Source organism: Roseovarius sp. CAU 1744, from assembly GCF_039839345.1.
In the GTDB taxonomy this organism is placed as follows: Bacteria; Pseudomonadota; Alphaproteobacteria; order Rhodobacterales; family Rhodobacteraceae; genus Roseovarius.
In genome coordinates, this window is record NZ_JBDOQV010000004.1 from 200,640 (window position 1) to 219,257 (window position 18,618).

At 65.1% G+C, this 18,618-nt stretch carries 18 protein-coding genes; 8 read left to right on the plus strand and 10 right to left on the minus strand.

Features of this window, described 5'->3' with window-relative positions; genetic code table 11:
* The first annotated feature begins 69 nt into the window (after positions 1-69).
* The 8 genes from AAFO92_RS09675 (at position 70) to AAFO92_RS09710 (ending at position 7,632) form a co-directional block, all read left to right on the plus strand.
* Positions 70-1,002 (plus strand): ring-cleaving dioxygenase, encoded by a 933-nt coding sequence (locus tag AAFO92_RS09675; RefSeq protein ID WP_347534529.1) that lies wholly within the window; start codon positions 70-72, stop codon positions 1,000-1,002.
* A 10-nt stretch (positions 1,003-1,012) separates the two neighbouring features.
* Positions 1,013-1,657, plus strand: a complete 645-nt coding sequence (locus tag AAFO92_RS09680; protein ID WP_347534530.1) for an alpha/beta hydrolase — start codon at positions 1,013-1,015, stop codon at positions 1,655-1,657.
* Positions 1,654-1,899, plus strand: coding sequence for a DUF1427 family protein (locus AAFO92_RS09685; protein ID WP_347534531.1), 246 nt, complete (start codon positions 1,654-1,656; stop codon positions 1,897-1,899). The genes AAFO92_RS09680 and AAFO92_RS09685 overlap by 4 nt, the downstream gene beginning before the upstream one ends.
* An 83-nt stretch (positions 1,900-1,982) precedes the next feature.
* The gene (locus tag AAFO92_RS09690; RefSeq protein WP_347534532.1) at positions 1,983-2,684 is read left to right on the plus strand and encodes a hydrolase; all 702 of its coding nucleotides are present in this window, start codon (positions 1,983-1,985) and stop codon (positions 2,682-2,684) included.
* Positions 2,685-2,758: 74 nt separating this feature from the next.
* Positions 2,759-4,714 (plus strand): amidohydrolase, encoded by a 1,956-nt coding sequence (locus tag AAFO92_RS09695; RefSeq protein ID WP_347534533.1) that lies wholly within the window; start codon positions 2,759-2,761, stop codon positions 4,712-4,714.
* A gap of 29 nt (positions 4,715-4,743) precedes the next feature.
* Entirely contained in the window at positions 4,744-5,043 is a 300-nt protein-coding gene (locus tag AAFO92_RS09700) for an N-acetyltransferase (protein WP_347534534.1), read from the plus strand.
* Positions 5,027-6,628: an MFS transporter gene (locus tag AAFO92_RS09705; protein ID WP_347534535.1), complete on the plus strand. Its 1,602-nt coding sequence runs from the start codon at positions 5,027-5,029 to the stop codon at positions 6,626-6,628. Before AAFO92_RS09700 ends, AAFO92_RS09705 begins: the two co-directional genes overlap by 17 nt.
* A gap of 41 nt (positions 6,629-6,669) precedes the next feature.
* Positions 6,670-7,632, plus strand: coding sequence for a pirin family protein (locus AAFO92_RS09710; RefSeq protein WP_347534536.1), 963 nt, complete (start codon positions 6,670-6,672; stop codon positions 7,630-7,632).
* Between the two features lie 30 nt (positions 7,633-7,662).
* On the opposite strand, the gene murD is transcribed toward AAFO92_RS09710, so the two are convergent.
* From murD to AAFO92_RS09760, 10 genes are all read right to left on the minus strand, one after another.
* Positions 7,663-9,060 carry a UDP-N-acetylmuramoyl-L-alanine--D-glutamate ligase gene (gene murD / locus AAFO92_RS09715; RefSeq protein ID WP_347534537.1) on the minus strand — a complete coding sequence of 466 codons (1,398 nt, stop codon included), beginning with the start codon at positions 9,058-9,060 and terminating at the stop codon, positions 7,663-7,665.
* Positions 9,061-9,099: 39 nt separating this feature from the next.
* Complete coding sequence (locus AAFO92_RS09720) at positions 9,100-9,513, minus strand: ACT domain-containing protein (protein ID WP_347534538.1); 414 nt, start codon at positions 9,511-9,513, stop codon at positions 9,100-9,102.
* A complete protein-coding gene (mraY, locus tag AAFO92_RS09725; protein ID WP_347534539.1) occupies positions 9,513-10,595 on the minus strand; it encodes a phospho-N-acetylmuramoyl-pentapeptide-transferase in 1,083 nt (360 codons plus the stop codon). Before mraY ends, AAFO92_RS09720 begins: the two co-directional genes overlap by 1 nt.
* Complete coding sequence (gene murF / locus AAFO92_RS09730; RefSeq protein WP_347534540.1) at positions 10,595-12,034, minus strand: UDP-N-acetylmuramoyl-tripeptide--D-alanyl-D-alanine ligase; 1,440 nt, start codon at positions 12,032-12,034, stop codon at positions 10,595-10,597. Before murF ends, mraY begins: the two co-directional genes overlap by 1 nt.
* Positions 12,031-13,515: a UDP-N-acetylmuramoyl-L-alanyl-D-glutamate--2,6-diaminopimelate ligase gene (locus AAFO92_RS09735; RefSeq protein WP_347534541.1), complete on the minus strand. Its 1,485-nt coding sequence runs from the start codon at positions 13,513-13,515 to the stop codon at positions 12,031-12,033. Before AAFO92_RS09735 ends, murF begins: the two co-directional genes overlap by 4 nt.
* Positions 13,516-13,536: 21 nt before the next feature.
* Entirely contained in the window at positions 13,537-15,321 is a 1,785-nt protein-coding gene (locus tag AAFO92_RS09740; RefSeq protein ID WP_347534542.1) for a penicillin-binding protein 2, read from the minus strand.
* Positions 15,318-15,662, minus strand: coding sequence for a cell division protein FtsL (locus AAFO92_RS09745; protein ID WP_347534543.1), 345 nt, complete (start codon positions 15,660-15,662; stop codon positions 15,318-15,320). Before AAFO92_RS09745 ends, AAFO92_RS09740 begins: the two co-directional genes overlap by 4 nt.
* The gene (gene rsmH, locus AAFO92_RS09750; protein WP_347534544.1) at positions 15,662-16,645 is read right to left on the minus strand and encodes a 16S rRNA (cytosine(1402)-N(4))-methyltransferase RsmH; all 984 of its coding nucleotides are present in this window, start codon (positions 16,643-16,645) and stop codon (positions 15,662-15,664) included. Before rsmH ends, AAFO92_RS09745 begins: the two co-directional genes overlap by 1 nt.
* A gap of 3 nt (positions 16,646-16,648) precedes the next feature.
* Positions 16,649-17,098, minus strand: coding sequence for a division/cell wall cluster transcriptional repressor MraZ (locus AAFO92_RS09755; RefSeq protein WP_347534545.1), 450 nt, complete (start codon positions 17,096-17,098; stop codon positions 16,649-16,651).
* A gap of 962 nt (positions 17,099-18,060) precedes the next feature.
* Positions 18,061-18,588, minus strand: coding sequence for a hypothetical protein (locus AAFO92_RS09760; RefSeq protein WP_347534546.1), 528 nt, complete (start codon positions 18,586-18,588; stop codon positions 18,061-18,063).
* Between the last annotated feature and the right edge of the window lie 30 nt (positions 18,589-18,618).

Sequence of the window (18,618 nt, forward strand, 5' to 3'; positions counted from 1 at the left end):
TCATTCCTGATCGTATAGGGTTCACATACATTCATCGCAACAACACTTCTTTCAACAAGAGAACCCAAAATGTCTAACGTAATCAAAGGCCTGCATCACGTTACCTCGATGGCAGCGGATGCGGATGTCAATAACAGCTTCTTTACCGGGACGCTTGGCCTGAGACGGGTCAAGAAAACGGTGAATTTCGACGCGCCCGAGGTCTACCACCTCTATTACGGCGACGAGACCGGCACGCCCGGTTCGGTCATGACCTATTTCCCCTTCGGCCAGATGCCGGCCGGCAAACGCGGCAATGGCGAGGTCGGGATCACCGAATTCGCCGTTCCCCCGGGCACGCTCGGCTTCTGGAAGGAACGCCTGGCGGCGCAGGGTGTCACCGGCCTGGCCGCAAGCGCATTTCTTGGCGAGGCCCGCCTGGAATTTGACGGGCCCGATGGTGACAGTTTTGCCCTGGTCGAGGCCGACCCCGGCGGGCGCGCGCCATGGACCGGCGCGGGCATCGCCGCAGAGACGGGCATTCTGGGCTTTCACGGTGCCCGGATGCGGCTGCGCGATGCCGCGGCGACGGGCGAGCTTCTGACCTTCATGGGCTACCAGAAGGACGAGCGCGACGGCAACATCACCCGCTACCGGATCGAGGGAGGCAACGCGGCCGACACGATCGACCTTGAGGAATTGCCGGGCGCCTCCGCTGCGCGGCAGGGTGCCGGATCGGTGCATCACATCGCCTTTGCGGTTGATGACCGCGCTTCACAGGCCGAGATTCGCAAGACCCTGCTGGATACCGGTTATCAGGTGACCCCGGTCATCGACCGCGATTACTTCTACGCGATCTACTTCCGCACGCCGGGCGGTGTGCTGTTTGAGATCGCCACCAACGAGCCCGGCTTCGACCGCGACGAAGACACCGCGCATCTGGGCGAAGCGCTGAAACTGCCCACGCGCTACGAACCCTACCGCAAGCAGATCGAACAGATCCTGCCCCCGATCGCGGCCTAGGAGACGGGCGATGACGACAGACAGCTACATCCACCTTGCGACCCGGCCCGATGCGGGCGCGCCACTGGTCTTTGCCTTTCACGGCACCGGCGGGGACGAGCGGCAATTCTTCGATCTGGCGCAAAACCTCGTGCCCGGGGCGGGCGTGATCTCGCCCCGCGGGGATGTGTCCGAGATGGGGGCGGCTCGGTTTTTCCGCCGCACCGGCGAAGGGGTCTATGACATGGACGACCTTGCCGCGCGGGTGGCGAAGATGGCCGGTTTTGTCGCCGCCCACAAGGCCCGGAATCCCGGCGCGCCGGTCTATGGCTTCGGCTATTCCAACGGCGCCAACATCCTGGCCGCCGCCGCGATGGCGCGGCCCGACCTGTTCGACCGTATCGGGCTGCTGCATCCGCTGATCCCGTGGTATCCGGCCCCGGTCCCCGGCCTTGCCGGGCGCAAGGTTCTGATCACAGCGGGCCGCCGCGACCCGATCTGCCCGTGGCCCCAAAGCCGGGCGCTGATCGACTGGTTCGGTGCCCAGAACACCGAGGTCACGACCGTCATCCACGAGGGCGGGCATGAATTGCTGCGGCAGGAGATCGACGCGCTGGCCGACCTGTTTGCGCCGGGGCGTCAGCGGCCTGTGAGTGCAAAGGAGACCGCAGCATGACCTGGCAGCCCTATCTCATTTCGCTCGGCGCCGGGCTGGGCATCGGCGTGATCTACGGCCTTATCGCCGTGCGCTCGCCCGCGCCGCCGATCATCGCCCTGCTTGGGCTTCTGGGAATGCTCGCGGGCGAGGCCGCGGTGCAATGGCTGCGCGGTCACGCGCCCCCCGTCGCGCAGGCCCTGCATCTGAAATCCTTCGCCGCGACTGACCGTCATGGCGAGAGCCGCACCGACATGACCTGAACCGATCTGCTTCTTAGCCACCACTCACCAACCGGCCGCCACTCAGGCCAAAATCCAGATGACCCCGATCAAAGGAGAAACCAATGTCCAAACTTGACGTCCTGACCCCGCAAAACAGCCAGTTGATCTTTATCGACCAACAGCCGCAAATGGCCTTTGGCGTGCAATCGATCGACCGGCAAACGCTCAAGAACAACACCGTCGGGCTGGCCAAGGCCGCGCGGATATTCGACATCCCGACCACCATCACCACGGTCGAAACCGACAGTTTCTCGGGCCATACATTCCCCGAATTGCTGGATGTCTTCCCCAACGCACCGCTGCTGGAACGCACATCGATGAATTCCTGGGACGACCAGAAGGTGCGCGACGCGCTCGCCAAGAACGCCGCCGAGGGTCGCAAGAAGATCGTCGTCTCGGGCCTCTGGACCGAAGTCTGCAACCTGACTTTCTCGCTGTCGGCCCTGAACGACACCGATTACGAGATCTACATGGTCGCCGACGCCTCGGGCGGCACCAGCGAGGACGCGCATAAATACGCGATGGACCGGATGGTTCAGGCAGGCGTGATCCCGGTGACCTGGCAGCAGGTGTTGCTGGAATGGCAGCGCGACTGGGCCCGCAAGGACACCTATGACGCAACCATCGCCCTGGTGCAGGAACATTCCGGCGCCTACGGCATGGGTGTCGATTACGCCTACACGATGGTTCACAAGGCACCCGACCGTACCACTCACAACGGACAAAGGCTGGCCCCCGTCCCGGCGAAAATCGCCGCGGAATAACCAGCCGCCTGCCGGGCGCGCCTCTCCCTCCCCCCCTCGAGCGCCCGGCAGGTCCCTTACCCAAAGGACTGACCATGACCACGCATCGCCGCAGCCTGCTCGCCGGCCTCGGAGCCTTTACCGCCCTCGGGGCCACCCGCCCGCACCTCGCCTGGAGCCAGACCATGACCGCACCCGATCTCATCCTGCGCAACGGCCAGATCACCACGCTGGATCCGGCCACACCCGACGCCACCGCCATCGCCATCTCGGACGGGGTGGTCAGCGCCACCGGCAGTGATGCCGAGATCATGCAGCTTGCCGATGACGACACGCAGGTCTTCGACCTGAACAAGCGCCGGGTGATCCCCGGCCTGAATGACAGCCACACGCATGTGATCCGGGGCGGTCTGAGCTACAACATGGAGCTGCGCTGGGAAAACGTTCCTTCGGTCTCGGACGCGCTGGCGATGCTGCGCAGGCAGGCGGCCAACACCCCGGCCCCGCAATGGGTGCGCGTCGTGGGCGGCTGGTCCGAATTCCAGTTCGCCGAACGCAGGATGCCCACGCTGGACGAGATCAACGAGGCCGCCCCCGATACGCCGGTCTTCATCCTGCACCTCTATGCCCGCGCGCTGCTGAACCGCGCGGCGCTGCGGGTGCTGGGCATTGACAAGGATACGCCCAACCCGCCGGGCGGCGAGATCGAACGCGACGCGAACGGCAACCCCACCGGCATGCTGATCGCGCGCCCCTCGGCGCTGATCCTCTATTCGACGCTGGCGCAGGGGCCGAAACTGCCGGTCGACGACCAGATCAACTCGACCCGCCATTTCATGCGCGAACTGAACCGGCTGGGCGTGACATCGGTGATTGACGCCGGTGGCGGCGGTCAGAACTATCCCGAAGATTACGACGTGGTGCAGCAACTGCACGATGCCGATCAGCTGACCCTGCGCATTGCCTACAACCTCTTTGCCCAGAAAGCCGGACAGGAACTCAGCGATTACGAGCGCTGGATCGGCATGACCGAACCGGGCGCCGGCGATGCCATGCTGCGCATGAACGGTGCGGGTGAGAACCTGGCCTGGTCGGCGGCGGATTTCGAGAACTTTCTGGAGCCGCGCCCCGATCCCGCCCCGGTGATGGAAGACGAACTGGAAAAGATCGTCGAGTTGCTGGCCGGCAATGAATGGCCATTCCGCATTCACGCCACCTATGACGAGACGATCGACCGCTTCCTGACCGTGTTCGAGCGGGTGAACGGCAAGACGCCCTTCAAAACCCGGTTCATCATCGATCACGCCGAGACCATCAGCCCCCGCAATATCGAGCGGATCAAGGCGCTTGGCGGCGGCATTGCTACCCAGCACCGGATGGCGTTCCAGGGCGAATATTTCGTCGACCGTTACGGCGCACAGGCCGCCGAGGCCACGCCGCCCGTACGCGAGATGCTGAAAACCGGCCTGCCCGTGGGCGGCGGCACCGACGCGACCCGCGTCGCCAGCTATGACCCGTGGGTCGCGCTGCACTGGCTGAGCACCGGCAAGACGGTTGGCGGGCTGGCGCTTTATGGCGACGACAACCTGCTGACCCGCGAAGAGGCGCTGGCAATCTGGACCACCGGCTCGGCCTGGTTCTCGGGCGAGCAGCAGGTCAAGGGCACGCTGGCGCCGGGCATGTATGCCGACCTGGCGGTGCTGTCGGAGGATCTGATGACAGTCGAGGATGCCAAGATCCGCGGCATCACCTCGGTTCTGACCGTGGTGGGGGGCAAAGTGGTCTTCGGCGATGCGGAATTTGCCGATTTGGACACGTCCCTGCCGCCGGCCAGCCCGGACTGGGCGGTCAACGCAACCTTCGCCAGCCCCGGTGAACGTCAGGCCGCCCTGGCGCCCGCCAAGACCGACATGCGCGCCTGCCACGCGGGATGCGCGAACGGCTGCGGTCTGCACGGGCATGATCACGGCATCGCCTGGGCCAACCCGATCCCGGTCCGCGACAAGGGCGCGTTCTGGGGCGCGCTCGGTTGTTCCTGCTTCGCTGCATGACCCCGTAGAAAACCGAAAGGGCCGTAACCATGGCCGACATCGAAATCACCCGAACCGAGACCGACACCAAGGGCCGCTACGCCGCGCGCCTGGCCGGGATCGCGGGCGAAGGCGAACTGACGCTGTCCAAAGTGTCGGACAGCCTGGTCATCGTCGATCACACCGCCGTTCCCGACACGATGCGCGGCGCGGGTGTGGCCGCGGCGCTGGCAGTGCGGGCCATCGCCGACGCGCGTGCTGCCGGGCAGCGTATCGTGCCGCTCTGCCCGTTTCTGCGGGCCTATGCACAACGTCACCGAGAGGAGACCGCCGATGTCATCCAGTGGTAACCCTGCCGCCGCCGGGCGCGGCGCGTTTGCACCCTTCGCCCACGGGGCGTTCGCGCTCTTGTGGACGGCCACGCTGATCTCGAACACCGGCACCTGGATGCACGAGGTCGGGGCCGGCTGGCTGATGACAACGCTCAACCCGCAGCCGGCGGTGGTGACACTGGTACAGGCCGCAACAACCGCGCCGGTGTTCTGCTTTGCGCTGTTTGCCGGGGCGCTGGCCGACCGACTGGACAAGAAGCGCATGCTGATCGCCATCAACGTGGTCATGACGGCAGTGGTGTCGCTGTTGGCGGTACTGGTCTGGACGGGCCAGATGACTCCGGCGCTCTTGATCCTGTTCACCCTCGCCCTGGGTACCGGCGCCGCGTTCATGGCACCGGCCTGGCAGGCGGTGGTGCCTCAGCTTGTGCCACGCGACACGCTCAAGCCCGCGATTGCGCTGAATTCGATGGGCATCAATATCAGCCGCGCCATCGGCCCGGCACTGGCGGGTGTCCTGATCGCCAGCGTTGGCCTTGCCGCGCCATTCGCGCTGAACGCGGCCAGCCATGTGGTCATCATCCTTGCGCTGCTGGCCTGGCGCCCGGCATCAACGGGGGGCCCTCGCCGCCACCAAGGCAGCATCGCCCGGGATATGGCCACAGGCCTCAGGCATGTGCGCCACAACCCGGCGATGCTGGCCACCGGCCTGCGCGCCGCGGCGTTTTTCCTGTTTGCCTCGGCCTATTGGTCGCTGCTGCCCCTGATCGCCCGCGGGGCCGAAGGCGGCGGCTCTGAGCTCTACGGCGTGCTGATGGCGCTGATCGGCGCAGGGGCGGTCGCCGGGGCCTTGCTGTTGCCGCGCCTGCAGGGGCGCTTCAATTCGGACCAGACGGTGCGCATCGGCACGGTTGGAACGGCGGCATCGCTGTGCATCCTGGCACTGTCCGCGCAATCCTGGGCGCTGATGTGCGCCGCGTTTCTTGGCGGCCTGTCCTGGATCGCCGTCCTGACCTCGTTCAACGTCTCTGCCCAGACCGCGTTGCCCGATTGGGTGCGGGCGCGCGGGCTTGCGGTCTTTCTGATGATCTTCTTCGGATCGATGGCCCTGGGCTCGGTCCTCTGGGGGCAATTGGCGAGTGCCACGTCGATCCCGGTAACGCTGCTGACGGCGGCGGCGGGGTTGATCGCGGGCTTGCTGGCGACGCGAAAATTCACCATCGGACAGGCTGACAAGCTGGATCTGAGCCCCGCTTCGGCCTGGCCCATCGCACCGGCGCTTACCGGGGATCAGGCGCAGGACCGGCCCGCAATGGTCACGGTCGAATACCGCATTGCGCCCGAAAACCGTGCCACCTTCGTCGAACGCGCCCGGGCATTCTCGAAGCAGCGTCTGCGCGATGGCGCGACACGCTGGCATCTCTACCAGAATGTCGAAGACCCCGAGCTCTGGACAGAATCGTTCCATCTGCCAAGCTGGGCGGAACATCTGGAACAGCATGACCGCGTGACCCGGTCGGATATCGACCAGCAGAAAGAGCTGAAGGCGCTGGACATGCGCACCGGCGGACCCGTCGTCCGTCATTATCTTGCCCCGGAGTGACCCCGGAAGACCGATCTGCGCAAACGTGAAAGGAAAAACAGATGAGCTGGAACCCGACCCAAAACCCCGAATGCCCCGACAGTGGCTGCGACGCGCTGGAAACCCTGATCATCCCCCGCGCCCGCGATCTGGGCGGGTTCGAGGTGCGCCGCGCGCTGCCAAGCCCCAAGCGGCAGATGGTCGGCCCGTTCATCTTCTTCGACCAGATGGGCCCGGCCGAATTCATCACCGATGGCGGCATCGACGTGCGCCCGCACCCGCATATCGGGCTGGGCACGGTGACCTATCTCTATCAGGGCGAGTTCGAACACCGCGACAGCCTTGGCACCCACCAGATGATCTATCCCGGCGAGGTCAACTGGATGATCGCCGGCCGTGGCGTCACCCATTCGGAACGCACCAGCGCCGAAACCCGCGCCACCCGTCACAAGCTCTTTGGTATCCAGACCTGGATCGCCCTGCCCGAGGACCACGAGGACATGGCCCCGGATTTCGAGCACCACAAGAAAGCCGCGCTGCCCTTTATCGAGGATAACGGCACGCAGGCGCGGCTGATCCTGGGCACCGCCTACGGTCAGCAAAGCCCGGTAACAATGCCGTCCGAGACCTTCTATCTGGACGTGGTCCTGGCCCCCGGTGCGGCCTTTCCGCTGCCCGACGATCACGAGGATCGCGGCGTCTATGTCACCGAAGGCGCCATCGACGTGGCCGGGGACGTGTTCGAGGCCGGACGGATGATGATCTTTCGTCCCGGTGACCGCATCACCGTGAAAGCGGGCGAACAGGGCGCGCGGCTGATGGCGCTTGGCGGGGCCACGATGAACGAGGGCCGCCATATCTGGTGGAATTTCGTCTCCTCGTCGAAAGACCGTATCGAAGAGGCCAAAGAAGCCTGGAAAGCCGCCGATTGGCAGAACGGCCCGTTCCGCCTGCCGCCGGGCGACGAGAACGAGCATATTCCGATCACCCCGGAACTTGACCGCACCAGCCCCGGCAAGAAATAGACACCGCGGATGATCCCGCGCGCTGCGGGATCACAGCCGCTCCCTGACCCGGGCGATGAAGTCTTCGCCGCGCTTTTCGAAGCTGTCATACTGATCGAAACTGGCCGCTGCCGGGGCCAGAAGCACGGTTTCGCCTTCGCTTGCCTCTTCCATGGCCCGCGTCACCGCACGGTCCATGGTGGTGCAGATCTCGGTCTCGACCCCGTCGAGTTGAAGCGCGAAACCGGCCGCCTCGCGCCCGATCACATAGGCCTTGACCACGTGCTCCAGGCCCGGTTTCAACCCCGCCAGGCCGCCGTCCTTTTCCAGACCGCCGCAGATCCAGCGGATTTTCCCGAAGGCTTTCAGCGCCTGAAGCGCGCTGTCCACATTGGTGGCCTTGCTGTCATTGACATAGGTGACGCCACCGGCCTCGGCGATGATCTGGCTGCGGTGCGGCAGCCCGTCAAAGCTGTGGAACCCGGCCTCGATCACCCTTGGCGACAGGCCCAGCGTGCGGCAGGCGGCATAGGCCGCGCAGGCATTCTGGTGGTTATGCGCGCCGGGCAATCCCTTGATCTGGCGCAGGTCGATCGACCCGGCCTGACGGCCCTTGCGGTATTCGCTGAGAAACCCCTTGCGGGCAAAGACCGACCAGCCCGGCCCGGACAGTTTCCGATCGACCGAGACCCGGATCACCCTGTCATCCGCCGGCCCTTCTGCCAGCTGCCCGGCCAGAAACGCCCCTTCGGCCTCGTCGACGCCGATCACGGCGCGGTCCGGCCCGCCCTCGGAGAACAGCCGCCGCTTAGCCGCGAAATACCCGCCCGGCCCGCCGTGACGGTCCAGGTGGTCGGGACTGAGATTGGTGAACACCGCCACGTCCGGGGTCAGGGCGCGGGCCAGCTCAGTCTGGTAGCTGCTGAGTTCCAGCACCACCACGCCGCCATCCCCGGGCGGGTCGATATCCAAAACGCCGCGCCCGATATTGCCCGCCAGCTGCGCGGGTTTTCCGGCCTCGCTCAGCACATGATGTATCAGCGCCGAGGTGGTGGATTTGCCATTGCTGCCGGTCACAGCGATGACCTTGGGCGGCTGGTCCATCCGGTGCCAGTCGCCATTGCCCAGGGACCGGAAAAACAGCCCGATATCATTGTCCACCGGCACACCGGCCGCCATCGCGGCGGCCACGATCCGGTTGGGCGCGGGATAGAGATGCGGGATACCGGGGCTGACGATCAGGCTGGCGACCTCGGCAAAGGCCCCGTCGCGCGACAGATCCCTGATGTCGAAACCTTCGGCTTCGGCCTTCTCGCGCGCTTCGGGGTTGTCGTCCCAGGCCAGCACGGTTGCGCCGCCCGCCTGCAATGCCCGCGCCGCGCTCAGGCCCGAACGGCCAAGCCCCAGAACGGCCACCACCTTACCTTCAAACCCTCTGACAGGTATCACTGCCTCATCCCCTGCTGTCTGCTGCCGCGCGGTCGCCTCTCAGCGCCCGGCAAGCTCCGTCAAAACCACCATTGCGCGCGGCGCGTCGGCGGCGGGCACAAAGGCATGATCGTGATGGTACGCCGCCACCATGTTGCATGCGATGCCGTGCTCTGCCAAGGCCCCGGCCACCGCGGCCGTCAACCCGACGCCATCAAGCGCGGAATAGACGTTGAGCGTGATGCGCTGCATCGGCAGGCCGCTTTCGACGCGGTGATGCTTCGCGGCCGCCTCGGGCAGGATCAGCGACAGCCCTTCCGCCTCGGCAAAGCTGGCGATGGCCGATCCACGAAGGGCCTCTGCCGCGGCGGCATCGGCAAAGGTGCAGAAATGATAGATCACCGGGTCCAGCACCGGCGACATGCCGGCGATCATCGCCTCGGTGTCGCGCACGCGGGTGCCCGGCGCGGCCATCAGCGCACCTTCAGCGTCGCCAGGCCGATCAACGCCAGGATCAGCGCGATGATCCAGAACCGGATCACGATCTGCGGCTCGGCCCAGCCTTTTTTCTCGTAGTGATGATGAATCGGCGCCATCAGGAAAACGCGCTTGCCGGTGCGTTTGAAGTAGAGCACCTGAATGATGACGCTCAGCGCCTCGACCACGAAAAGCCCGCCAACGATGCCCAGCACGATCTCGTGCTTGGAGACCACGGCGATGGCCCCCAATGCGCCGCCCAGGGCCAGGGATCCGGTATCGCCCATGAACACGGCCGCCGGCGGCGCGTTATACCACAGAAAGCCCAGCCCCCCGCCGCAGAGACCCGCGACAAAGACCAGGATTTCACCCGTGCCCGGCACGTAATGCACGTCCAGATATTCGGTGAAATCGACCCGCCCGACGGCGTAGGCAATGATGCCCAGGGCCCCCGCCGCGATCATCACCGGCATGATCGCCAGCCCGTCAAGCCCGTCGGTCAGGTTCACCGAATTGGCCGCGCCCACGATCACGAACATCGCGAAGGGAATGAAGAAGATGCCAAGATTGAGAAGCGCGTCCTTGAACACCGGAAAGGCCAGCTTGTATTGCAGCGCCTCGGGATGCGCCAGGGTGGCCCAGTAGGCCGCCGACCCCGCGATCAGGAACCCGATGGCCAGCCGCAGTTTTCCCGGCACGCCCGAGGAGGTCTGTTTCGAAACCTTCGCGTGATCGTCCAGGTAGCCGACCGCGCCGAAGGACACGGTCACGAACAACACCAGCCAGACGAACGTATTGTCCAACCGCGCCCATAACAGCGTTGAGGTCAGCAGCGCGCCCACGATCAGCAACCCGCCCATCGTCGGCGTGCCGGCCTTGACGAAATGCCCCTCGGGGCCGTCGTCGCGAATGGGTTGGCCCTTGCCCTGCTTGCGGCGCAGCACGTTGATAAGCGGCTTGCCGAACAGGAAACCGAACACGAGCGCCGTCATGAAGGCACCGCCCGAGCGGAACGTGATATAGCGAAAGAGGTTGAAGACATCCCCGCCATCGGACCACAAGGTCAACCAATAGAGCATTACGCCTCCCTTCTTTCGGCGTCCATCACCCGGCCTGCCTTGCGCAGCGCCTCCACCACCAGGCTGACCCGGCTGCCCTTGGACCCCTTGACCAGCACAACGTCGCCCGCATCAATGATGCGGTGCGCCTGTTCCGCCAATTCCCGGGCGGAGTCAACCTGCCGTCCGCGCTTTGGCGGCGGCAACGCGTCCCAAAGGTGACGCATCCGGGGGCCGACGCAATGAATCACGTGCAGGCTGGCGATAAACGGCAGTTCGGCAATCTTGGTATGCAGGGCTGTTTCCTCGGGCCCCAGTTCCAGCATGTCCCCCAGGATGGCAACCCGGCGCCCGCGTGAAACGCGCCCCACCCCATCGCGCGGCGTCGCCGAGGCCAGCACCTCGAGCGCGGCTTTCATCGAGGTGGGATTGGCGTTGAAAGCGTCATCTATCAGATCAAAGCTGAGGTCCTCGTCGGCGGCGTCAAGGATCACCACCTCGCGCGTGCCGCGGCCGGCCGGGGGCACCCAGTTGCCGATATCCATCGCCGCCACACCGCCATCCGCGCCAAGCGCGTCGACCGCCGCCAGCACGGCCAGCCCGTTCATCGCGAAATGCCGCCCGGCGCTGTTGATCTTGAAGATGACGCGCTCATCCCCGATCCGCGCCTGAACCACGGTCCGGTCATCGCTGAGGGTGACACAATCCAGCCGGTAGTCCTGGCTGGCCTCGCCGAAGGTCAGGATCTGCGCGCCGACGCGCCGGGCCTTGTCCATCAGGACCGGCGTTGTCGGCAGGTCGACATTCACAATCGCCGTGCCCCCCGGTTCCAGCCCGTCGAAGATCGCGGCCTTTTCCCGCGCAATCCCCTCGATATTCTCGAACGCCTCCAGATGGGCCGCCGCAACGGTGGTGATCATCGCCACATGCGGGCGCGCCATGCGGGCCAGGGGCGCGATCTCTCCGGGATGGTTCATGCCGATCTCGATCACCGCGTATTCGGTGTCGGCGGGCATCCGCGCCAGTGTCAGCGGCACCCCCCAGTGATTGTTGTAGCTGGCCTCGGCCACGTGGGTCCTACCCTGACCGTGCAGCACGTCGCGCAGCATTTCCTTGGTCGAGGTCTTGCCGACCGAACCGGTCACCGCCACCACGCGGGCCTGCGTGCGGGCGCGGGCAGCCACGCCCAGTTTTTCCAGCGCCGGAAGCACATCATCCACGATCAGCAGCGGCGCATCCTCGGCCACGCCCTCGGGGATGCGGCTGACCATCGCCGCCGCCGCGCCCTTCTCCAGTGCCTGTGCCACGAACTCGTGACCATCGCGCACATCCCTGAGCGCCACGAACAGATCACCTGGCCGGATCGTGCGGGTGTCGATGGAAACGCCACTGGCCTGCCACGCGCCCTGCGCCTGCCCCCCGGTGGCCGCGGCGGCATCGCCAGCCGCCCAAAGGCTCATGCGAGGCCCCCGTCCAGCGCGGCCACAGCCACGCTGGCCTGTTCGCTGTCATCGAATGGCAGCACATCGTCGCCCACGATCTGACCGGTCTCGTGCCCTTTGCCGGAAATCAGCAGCGCATCACCGGGACCAAGCGCATCGACACCGCGCAGGATCGCCTCGGCCCGGTCGCCCACATTCGCGGCCTCCGGACAGCCCTGCATGACCGCCTCGCGGATGCTGGCCGGATCTTCGGAGCGCGGATTGTCATCGGTCACGATCACCACATCGGCATTATCCGCCGCCGCCTGCCCCATCAGCGGGCGCTTGCCCGGGTCGCGGTCGCCGCCCGCGCCGACAATGGCGATCAGCCGGCCCATCACATGCGGGCGCAGCGCCCTGAGCGCGGTGGCCACCGCATCGGGGGTGTGTGCATAGTCGACAAAGACCGCCGCGCCGTTTTCGCGCGTCGCCGCCAGCTGCATCCGGCCGCGCACGGTTTTCATCTGCGGCAGCGTTTCGAACACGCGGTCCGGGTCGGCCCCCGCCCCGATACAAAGCCCGGCCGCCAGCAGCAGGTTTTCGCCCTGGAAACCGCCGATCAGGTCAAGCTTGAGCTGATGCACCTCGCCCAGCCAGGAGAACCGCAGCCGCTGGCCGGTCGCCTCGAAACGCTGGCCCAGCAGGTGCAGGTCTGCACCGTCGCTGCGCCCGACGGTGATGATGTTCTGACCGCGCGCCCGCGCAATTGCCAGCACATCGGTGCCGCGCGTGTCGTCGATATTGATGACAGCGGTGCCATCCTCGGGCAGGACGCGGGCAAAGAGCCCGGCCTTGGCGGCAAAATATTCTTCGAAATCCGCGTGGTAATCCAGGTGATCCTGGGTGAAGTTGGTGAAACCCGCCACGCTCAGCCGGACACCGTCCAGCCGCCTCTGTGCCAGCCCGTGGCTTGACGCCTCCATCGCGGCATGGGTGACGCCTGCCGCCTCGGCCTCGGCCAGAACGCGGTGCAGGGTGATCGGCTCGGGCGTGGTATGGATCAGCGGCGCGGTATAGGCACCTTCGACCCCGGTGGTGCCCAGATTGATCGCCTCGAAACCCAGCTCCACCCATATCTGACGCGCGAAACTGGCCACCGATGTCTTGCCGTTGGTGCCGGTGACGGCGGCCATCACCTCGGGCTGGGCGCCGGACCACAGCGCCGCCGCATAGGCCAGCGTCTGGCGCGGATCCTCGGCGACGATCAGCGCCACGTCCCGCTCGGCCAGTTCCTCATGCGCGATGCGCGCGCCCATCGTATCGGTCAGCACCGCCGCCGCGCCCATGCGCAGGGCATATTGAATGAACTCGCCACCATGCACCCGCGTGCCGGGCAAGGCGGCAAACAGGTATCCGTCCCTCACCTCGCGGCTGTCGACGGCAAGTCCGGTGATTTCAGCCTTGCGCCCACCTTGGGCCGTCAGGCCCAGTTCGTCGAGTGATTTGATCTGCCCCGCCACCGTTGCCCCCTTATCTCCGGGTCAATTGGATGTAAGGGTTATACCGCTTAACTCGGAAGGTTCAATCTCTGGCCGCAGGCCCAGCAGCGGCGCAACGCGCCGGATGATCTCGGCAGCGACCGGAACCGCCGTCCATCCGGCGGTGCGGCGGGGTTTCTTGCCCGAGGTCTCGACCGGCTCGTCCAGCGTCACCACCAGGACATATTGCGGGTCATTTGCCGGAAAGAAACTGGCGAAGGTAGCGATCACCTTGTCCTTGTAATAGCCGCCACCGCGCTCCTTGGGTTTGTCGGCGGTGCCGGTCTTGCCCGCAACTGCATAGCCCTTGACCTCGGCAAAGCTGGCCGTGCCCTCGGTCACAACCTCGCGCAGCATCTTGCGCGCCGCCGCCGCCGAACGTTCCGACATCACCCGCGGCCCCAACTGCCCGCGCGGCTGTTTCAGCAGCGTCGGCGTGACCAGTGTGCCGCCATTGGCGATCGTCGCGTATCCGGCGGCAAGGTGCAGCGGGCTGGACGACAGGCCGTGGCCGTAGGAAATCGTCATCGTCGAAATCTCCGACCATTTCCGCGGCAAGAGCGGCTTGCCCCCTTTGGCCTCGACAATCTCGAGCGGCGTCGGTTCGAAGAACCCGAGGCTGCGCAGGAACTCCTGCTGGCGCTCGGCACCGATCATCTGGGCGATGCGCGCCGTCCCGATATTCGAGGATTTGACGATCACGCCGCTGACGCTCAGCTCTTTGCCGAAATCGTGAAAGTCGCGGATCCTGTGCTTGCCCCAGCGCAGCGGCCCCTTGATGTCGATGATGGTCGAGGGATTGACCAGCCCCAGCTCCATCGCCTGTACAACCGCGAAGATCTTGAAGGTGCTGCCCAGCTCATAGACACCCTGTACCGCCCGGTTGAAAAGCGGGCTGTCCGACGGGCTGCCCTCGACCGGCGGGCGCGGGCGGTTGTTGGGGTCGAAATCCGGCAGCGAGGCCAGCGCGATCACTTCGCCGGTCCTGATGTCCATCAGCACGGCGGCGGCGCCCTTGGCATTCATCAGCCGCATGCCCCCATAGAGCACCCGCTCGGTGACCGACTGGATCGTCAGGTCCAGCGACAGCTGCAGCGGTTCATGCCCGCGGGCGGGGTCGCGCAGCCGTTTGTCGAACTGCTTTTCCACACCCGCAACCCCGATCACCTCGGCCGCATGGACACCTTCGCGGCCAAAGCTGGCCCCGCCCAGCACATGCGCCGCCAGGCTGCCATTGGGATACAGCCGCATTTCTCGCGGGCCGAACATCAGGCCAGGCTCGCCCAGCTCGTGCACGGCCTGCATCTGTTCAGGGCTGATTTTCTTCTTGATCCACAGGAACTTGCGCTTGCCGGTAAAATCTTTGAACAGCCTCTCCTCCGCCAGGTCGGGAAAGATCTCCGCCAGCCGTTCCGCGGCCCTTCGCGGCTCGATCATCTGCTGGGGTTGCGCATAAAGGCTGTGGGTTTCGAAATTCGTCGCCAGGATGCGGCCCTTGCGGTCAACGATGTCGGCGCGCTCGGCGATGATGCCGGCGCCGGCGATGGAACTGCGCGGCTCGGTCGGCTCGGAGCTGGCCAACACCCCCATGCGCCCGCCGATGACGACAAAGGCGCAAAAGAACATCACCCCCATGACCAGCAGGCGCCCTTCGGCACGGGTGCGGGCGCGGTCGCGCATCTCCTCGTGACGCAGGCGGATATTCTCGCGTTCGATGGCATCCGGGTTTTCGCCCTTGCTGCGGGCGTCCAGGATACGGGCCAGGGGACGAAGCGGGGTACGGATCATTCGGCCAGCTCCAGGTTGATGACATCTACGGGGTCGGTAATCGGCAGCAACTCTTCAGGCGGATAGGCGACCTGGTCGATCTTGCCGAACTGGTAGGGCTGCAAGGGCAAGAGGCCCAGCCTGTCAAAGTTGATCTCCGCCAGGTCGCGCAGGCGATCGGGGCGGTTCAGATAGGCCCATTCGGCGTTCAACACCCTGAGCCGCTGGCGCGCCTTCGAGATATCGCGCTGCAGCTTCTCGGCCTTGCTCAGCGCTTCCTGCGTCTCGTAATTCTCGTGATAGGCCCAGAAGGCCAGACCGATCACACTCAAGGCGGTCATGACATAGAAAAGGCTGCGCATCAGATTTCCCCTTTCAATACTGGCATCCCGATGGCCTTGCGGTCGGTCTTGCCGGGCGCGGCGTCGGTGCGGACGGCCACGCGCAGCTTGGCGCTGCGCGCGCGCGGGTTATCGGCCAGTTCGCGATCATCCGGGCCGATTGCCTTGCGATTCCTGAGTGTGAATTGCGGCGCCTCTTTCTGCGTCTCTGGCGCGTGACGGCTGCCGCGCCCGCTGCCGCCGGAACGCGCCTGCAGGAAACGTTTGACCATGCGATCCTCGATCGAGTGAAACGTGACCACGGCAAGCTGCCCGCCTGGTTTCAGCGCCCGTTCCGCCGCTTCCAGCCCGCCCAGCAATTCGCCATACTCCTCGTTCACCGCGATGCGGATCGCCTGGAAAGAACGGGTTGCGGGATGGGCCTGGCCCGGCTTGGCGCGGGGCAGGCATCTCTCGATGATTTCCGCCAGCTGCAGCGTGGTGGTTATCCGCGCCACTGCCCGGGCCTTCACGATGGCGCGGGCGATGCGGCGGCTGGCGCGCTCTTCGCCGTACAGAAAGAGGATATCGGCCAGCGTCGCCTCAGATGCCTCATTGACCAGATCTGCGGCGGTGGTCCCCTGCTGGCTCATCCGCATGTCCAGCGGGCCGTCCTTCATGAAGGAAAATCCGCGTTCTGCCCGGTCAAGCTGCATCGAGCTGACGCCCAGATCCAACACCACGCCATCCAGATCGCTGGCATGGTCATCCAGCCGGGAAAACACGCCCTGCACCAGCGTCAGCCGATCGCCGTACTCCGCGGCCCACGCCGCCGCCAGCTCCAGCGCCAGCGGGTCCCGGTCCACGCCGATCACCCGGTCCGCGCCCGCCTCCAGCAGCGCGCGCGCATATCCGCCGGCGCCAAACGTCCCGTCCAGCCATGTACCCTCAATCGGTGTGCAGGCTTCGATCAGGGGCCCTATCAGGACCGGGACATGGGGGGTAACGGCGGCAGCACTCCCCATGCCTCAACCCTCGTCCGGCGGGCTGATCAGAGAAAGCGGATCGTAGTCGTCCGGCATTTCCTCAAGCCATGCGTTGGTCTCGGCGGCCTCGACCTCGTCATAGGTGGCCTTGTTCCAGATCTCGAAATAATCGCCCATGGCCACCATCGTCGCCTCCCCCTCAAGACCGATCTGCTGGCGCAGATGCTGGGGCAGGACGATGCGGCCGTCCTTTTCAATCTCGGTGTCCCAGGATTTCCCAAGGATCAGGCGGCTGGCGCGCTTGCGCTCGACCGAGCCGCGCGGGAGCTTGCGGATACCGGCCTCGATCTCGGCCATCGCGTCAATGGTATAGGCGTGCAGGCACCCCTTCAGATGGGGACCGTGAAGCACCACCAGACGCGGCAGCGGGTTTTCGGGACACCGCGGATCACCATCGGCCAGCACAGCGCGAAAATCAGCAGGGATCGACATCCGACCCTTGCTGTCAACCTTCGGGTTGAACTCGCCTCTGAAGCTGAGAACCACTGTCCCGTCCGCCTCTCTTCACCCCCAATGAACCTCTTAAAAACGAAACGGCGGATTGAGCTGCTGCCACTGCCCAATCCGCCGCCCTCGTCCCGCTCTTGCGGGGTATGTCCAGCTGCGCGCGCCACCTGGGGGGATGTCTGCTCGCCCGCGCGCCGGATCCTTCGTTGCGATGAAAGCGGGGCCTGTATGAAACCTGACTTGGGAGTTTTGGTTCGGGGTTCTTTGTTGCCCCTATGTCTTCCCGTCCTCATCGTGGTTATAGGGATGCCATGGGAATTCACGGAAATCAATAAAAACTTGCACCCTTTCGGCACATCATCTTGTTTTTCACCCACCTCAAAAACAAGATGATGTGGTTGCAGCAGGCAAGATGACGCGCTATATGGTGTAATTTTGGCATTTAACCACAATATATGGACATTCACTCGACGCCCAACCATGCGGAAATAAATTCCCGCGAATTCCCATAAATTTCTGACAGCCGGGCAAATCTTACTCACACCTCCCAGAAAAAAGATCGGATTTCAGGCCAATTCCCGTGGATGGGATCCGAATCTGCACGGTGATTCGCGTGCCCCGCGGGTCCTGGCGCAGGCAGGCACATCGCTTTCCCACGAATTCCCAGACCCGGCCAGGGGCCGGTCGTTCTTCTGCGGAGAAAGCTTCTTGGCACGGACCTATGGCACCACGATCTGTTTCAACCGTTGCGCGATGCGGCCGTGGCATGCACGAACACCACCGCAACAAGCCGGTGCCGCCCGTTCACGGCATCTGCCGCAAACTGCGGGGCATCAATTCTTCGTTGTCCAAGGTGACACCACGCGCGCGCGGCCAATGGCTACGGGCGTTTCAAGCGCCGGGTGCCGCGAGCCGCCCGGCGGTCAATAAAATCCGGGTGTCCGGGATCAGCTACCGAGCGTTCCCAGCAAAATGCCGACCGTCGATATCGTGACCATCGCGGCGCCGGCGACCAACCCCAGGCGAAGCAGGGAACTTTTTCTTTTCCCGGTGGCTTGGGCCTTGGCAATCGCCTGCATCTCGATCTCGTCCATGGGACGGGCGACGGCGAGGTAATCCAGGAAACCCCCGATGTCGAAACCGTTCCAGTTGGCCTCGGTCAGCCCCTCGGCCGTGGCGACATTTTCCGCCAGCTTGCGGACGCAGGCATTGCGGGCTTCTTCATCGTGGCCGGGGTAACGGCCGTCGGGGGCGCCGCTGTCATAGACATTGAGGCCGAAACCGGAGGCCAGAAAGAGGTTCCTGACCTGTTCGTCGGCACCGGACAGGGCATCCACCAGCGCGGGATCGCGGAAAAGCGCTTTTTGCTCGGTACCGATCGCGCCCAAGCCGATATCGTTCAGCATTCCCTGGAATTCCTGGCGCACCTCGTCGGGCATAGTCGAAAACATGTCGAAATCGTACTTGAAACCCATCTGCGCCTCCTGAAATCAATCAGGAAAGAG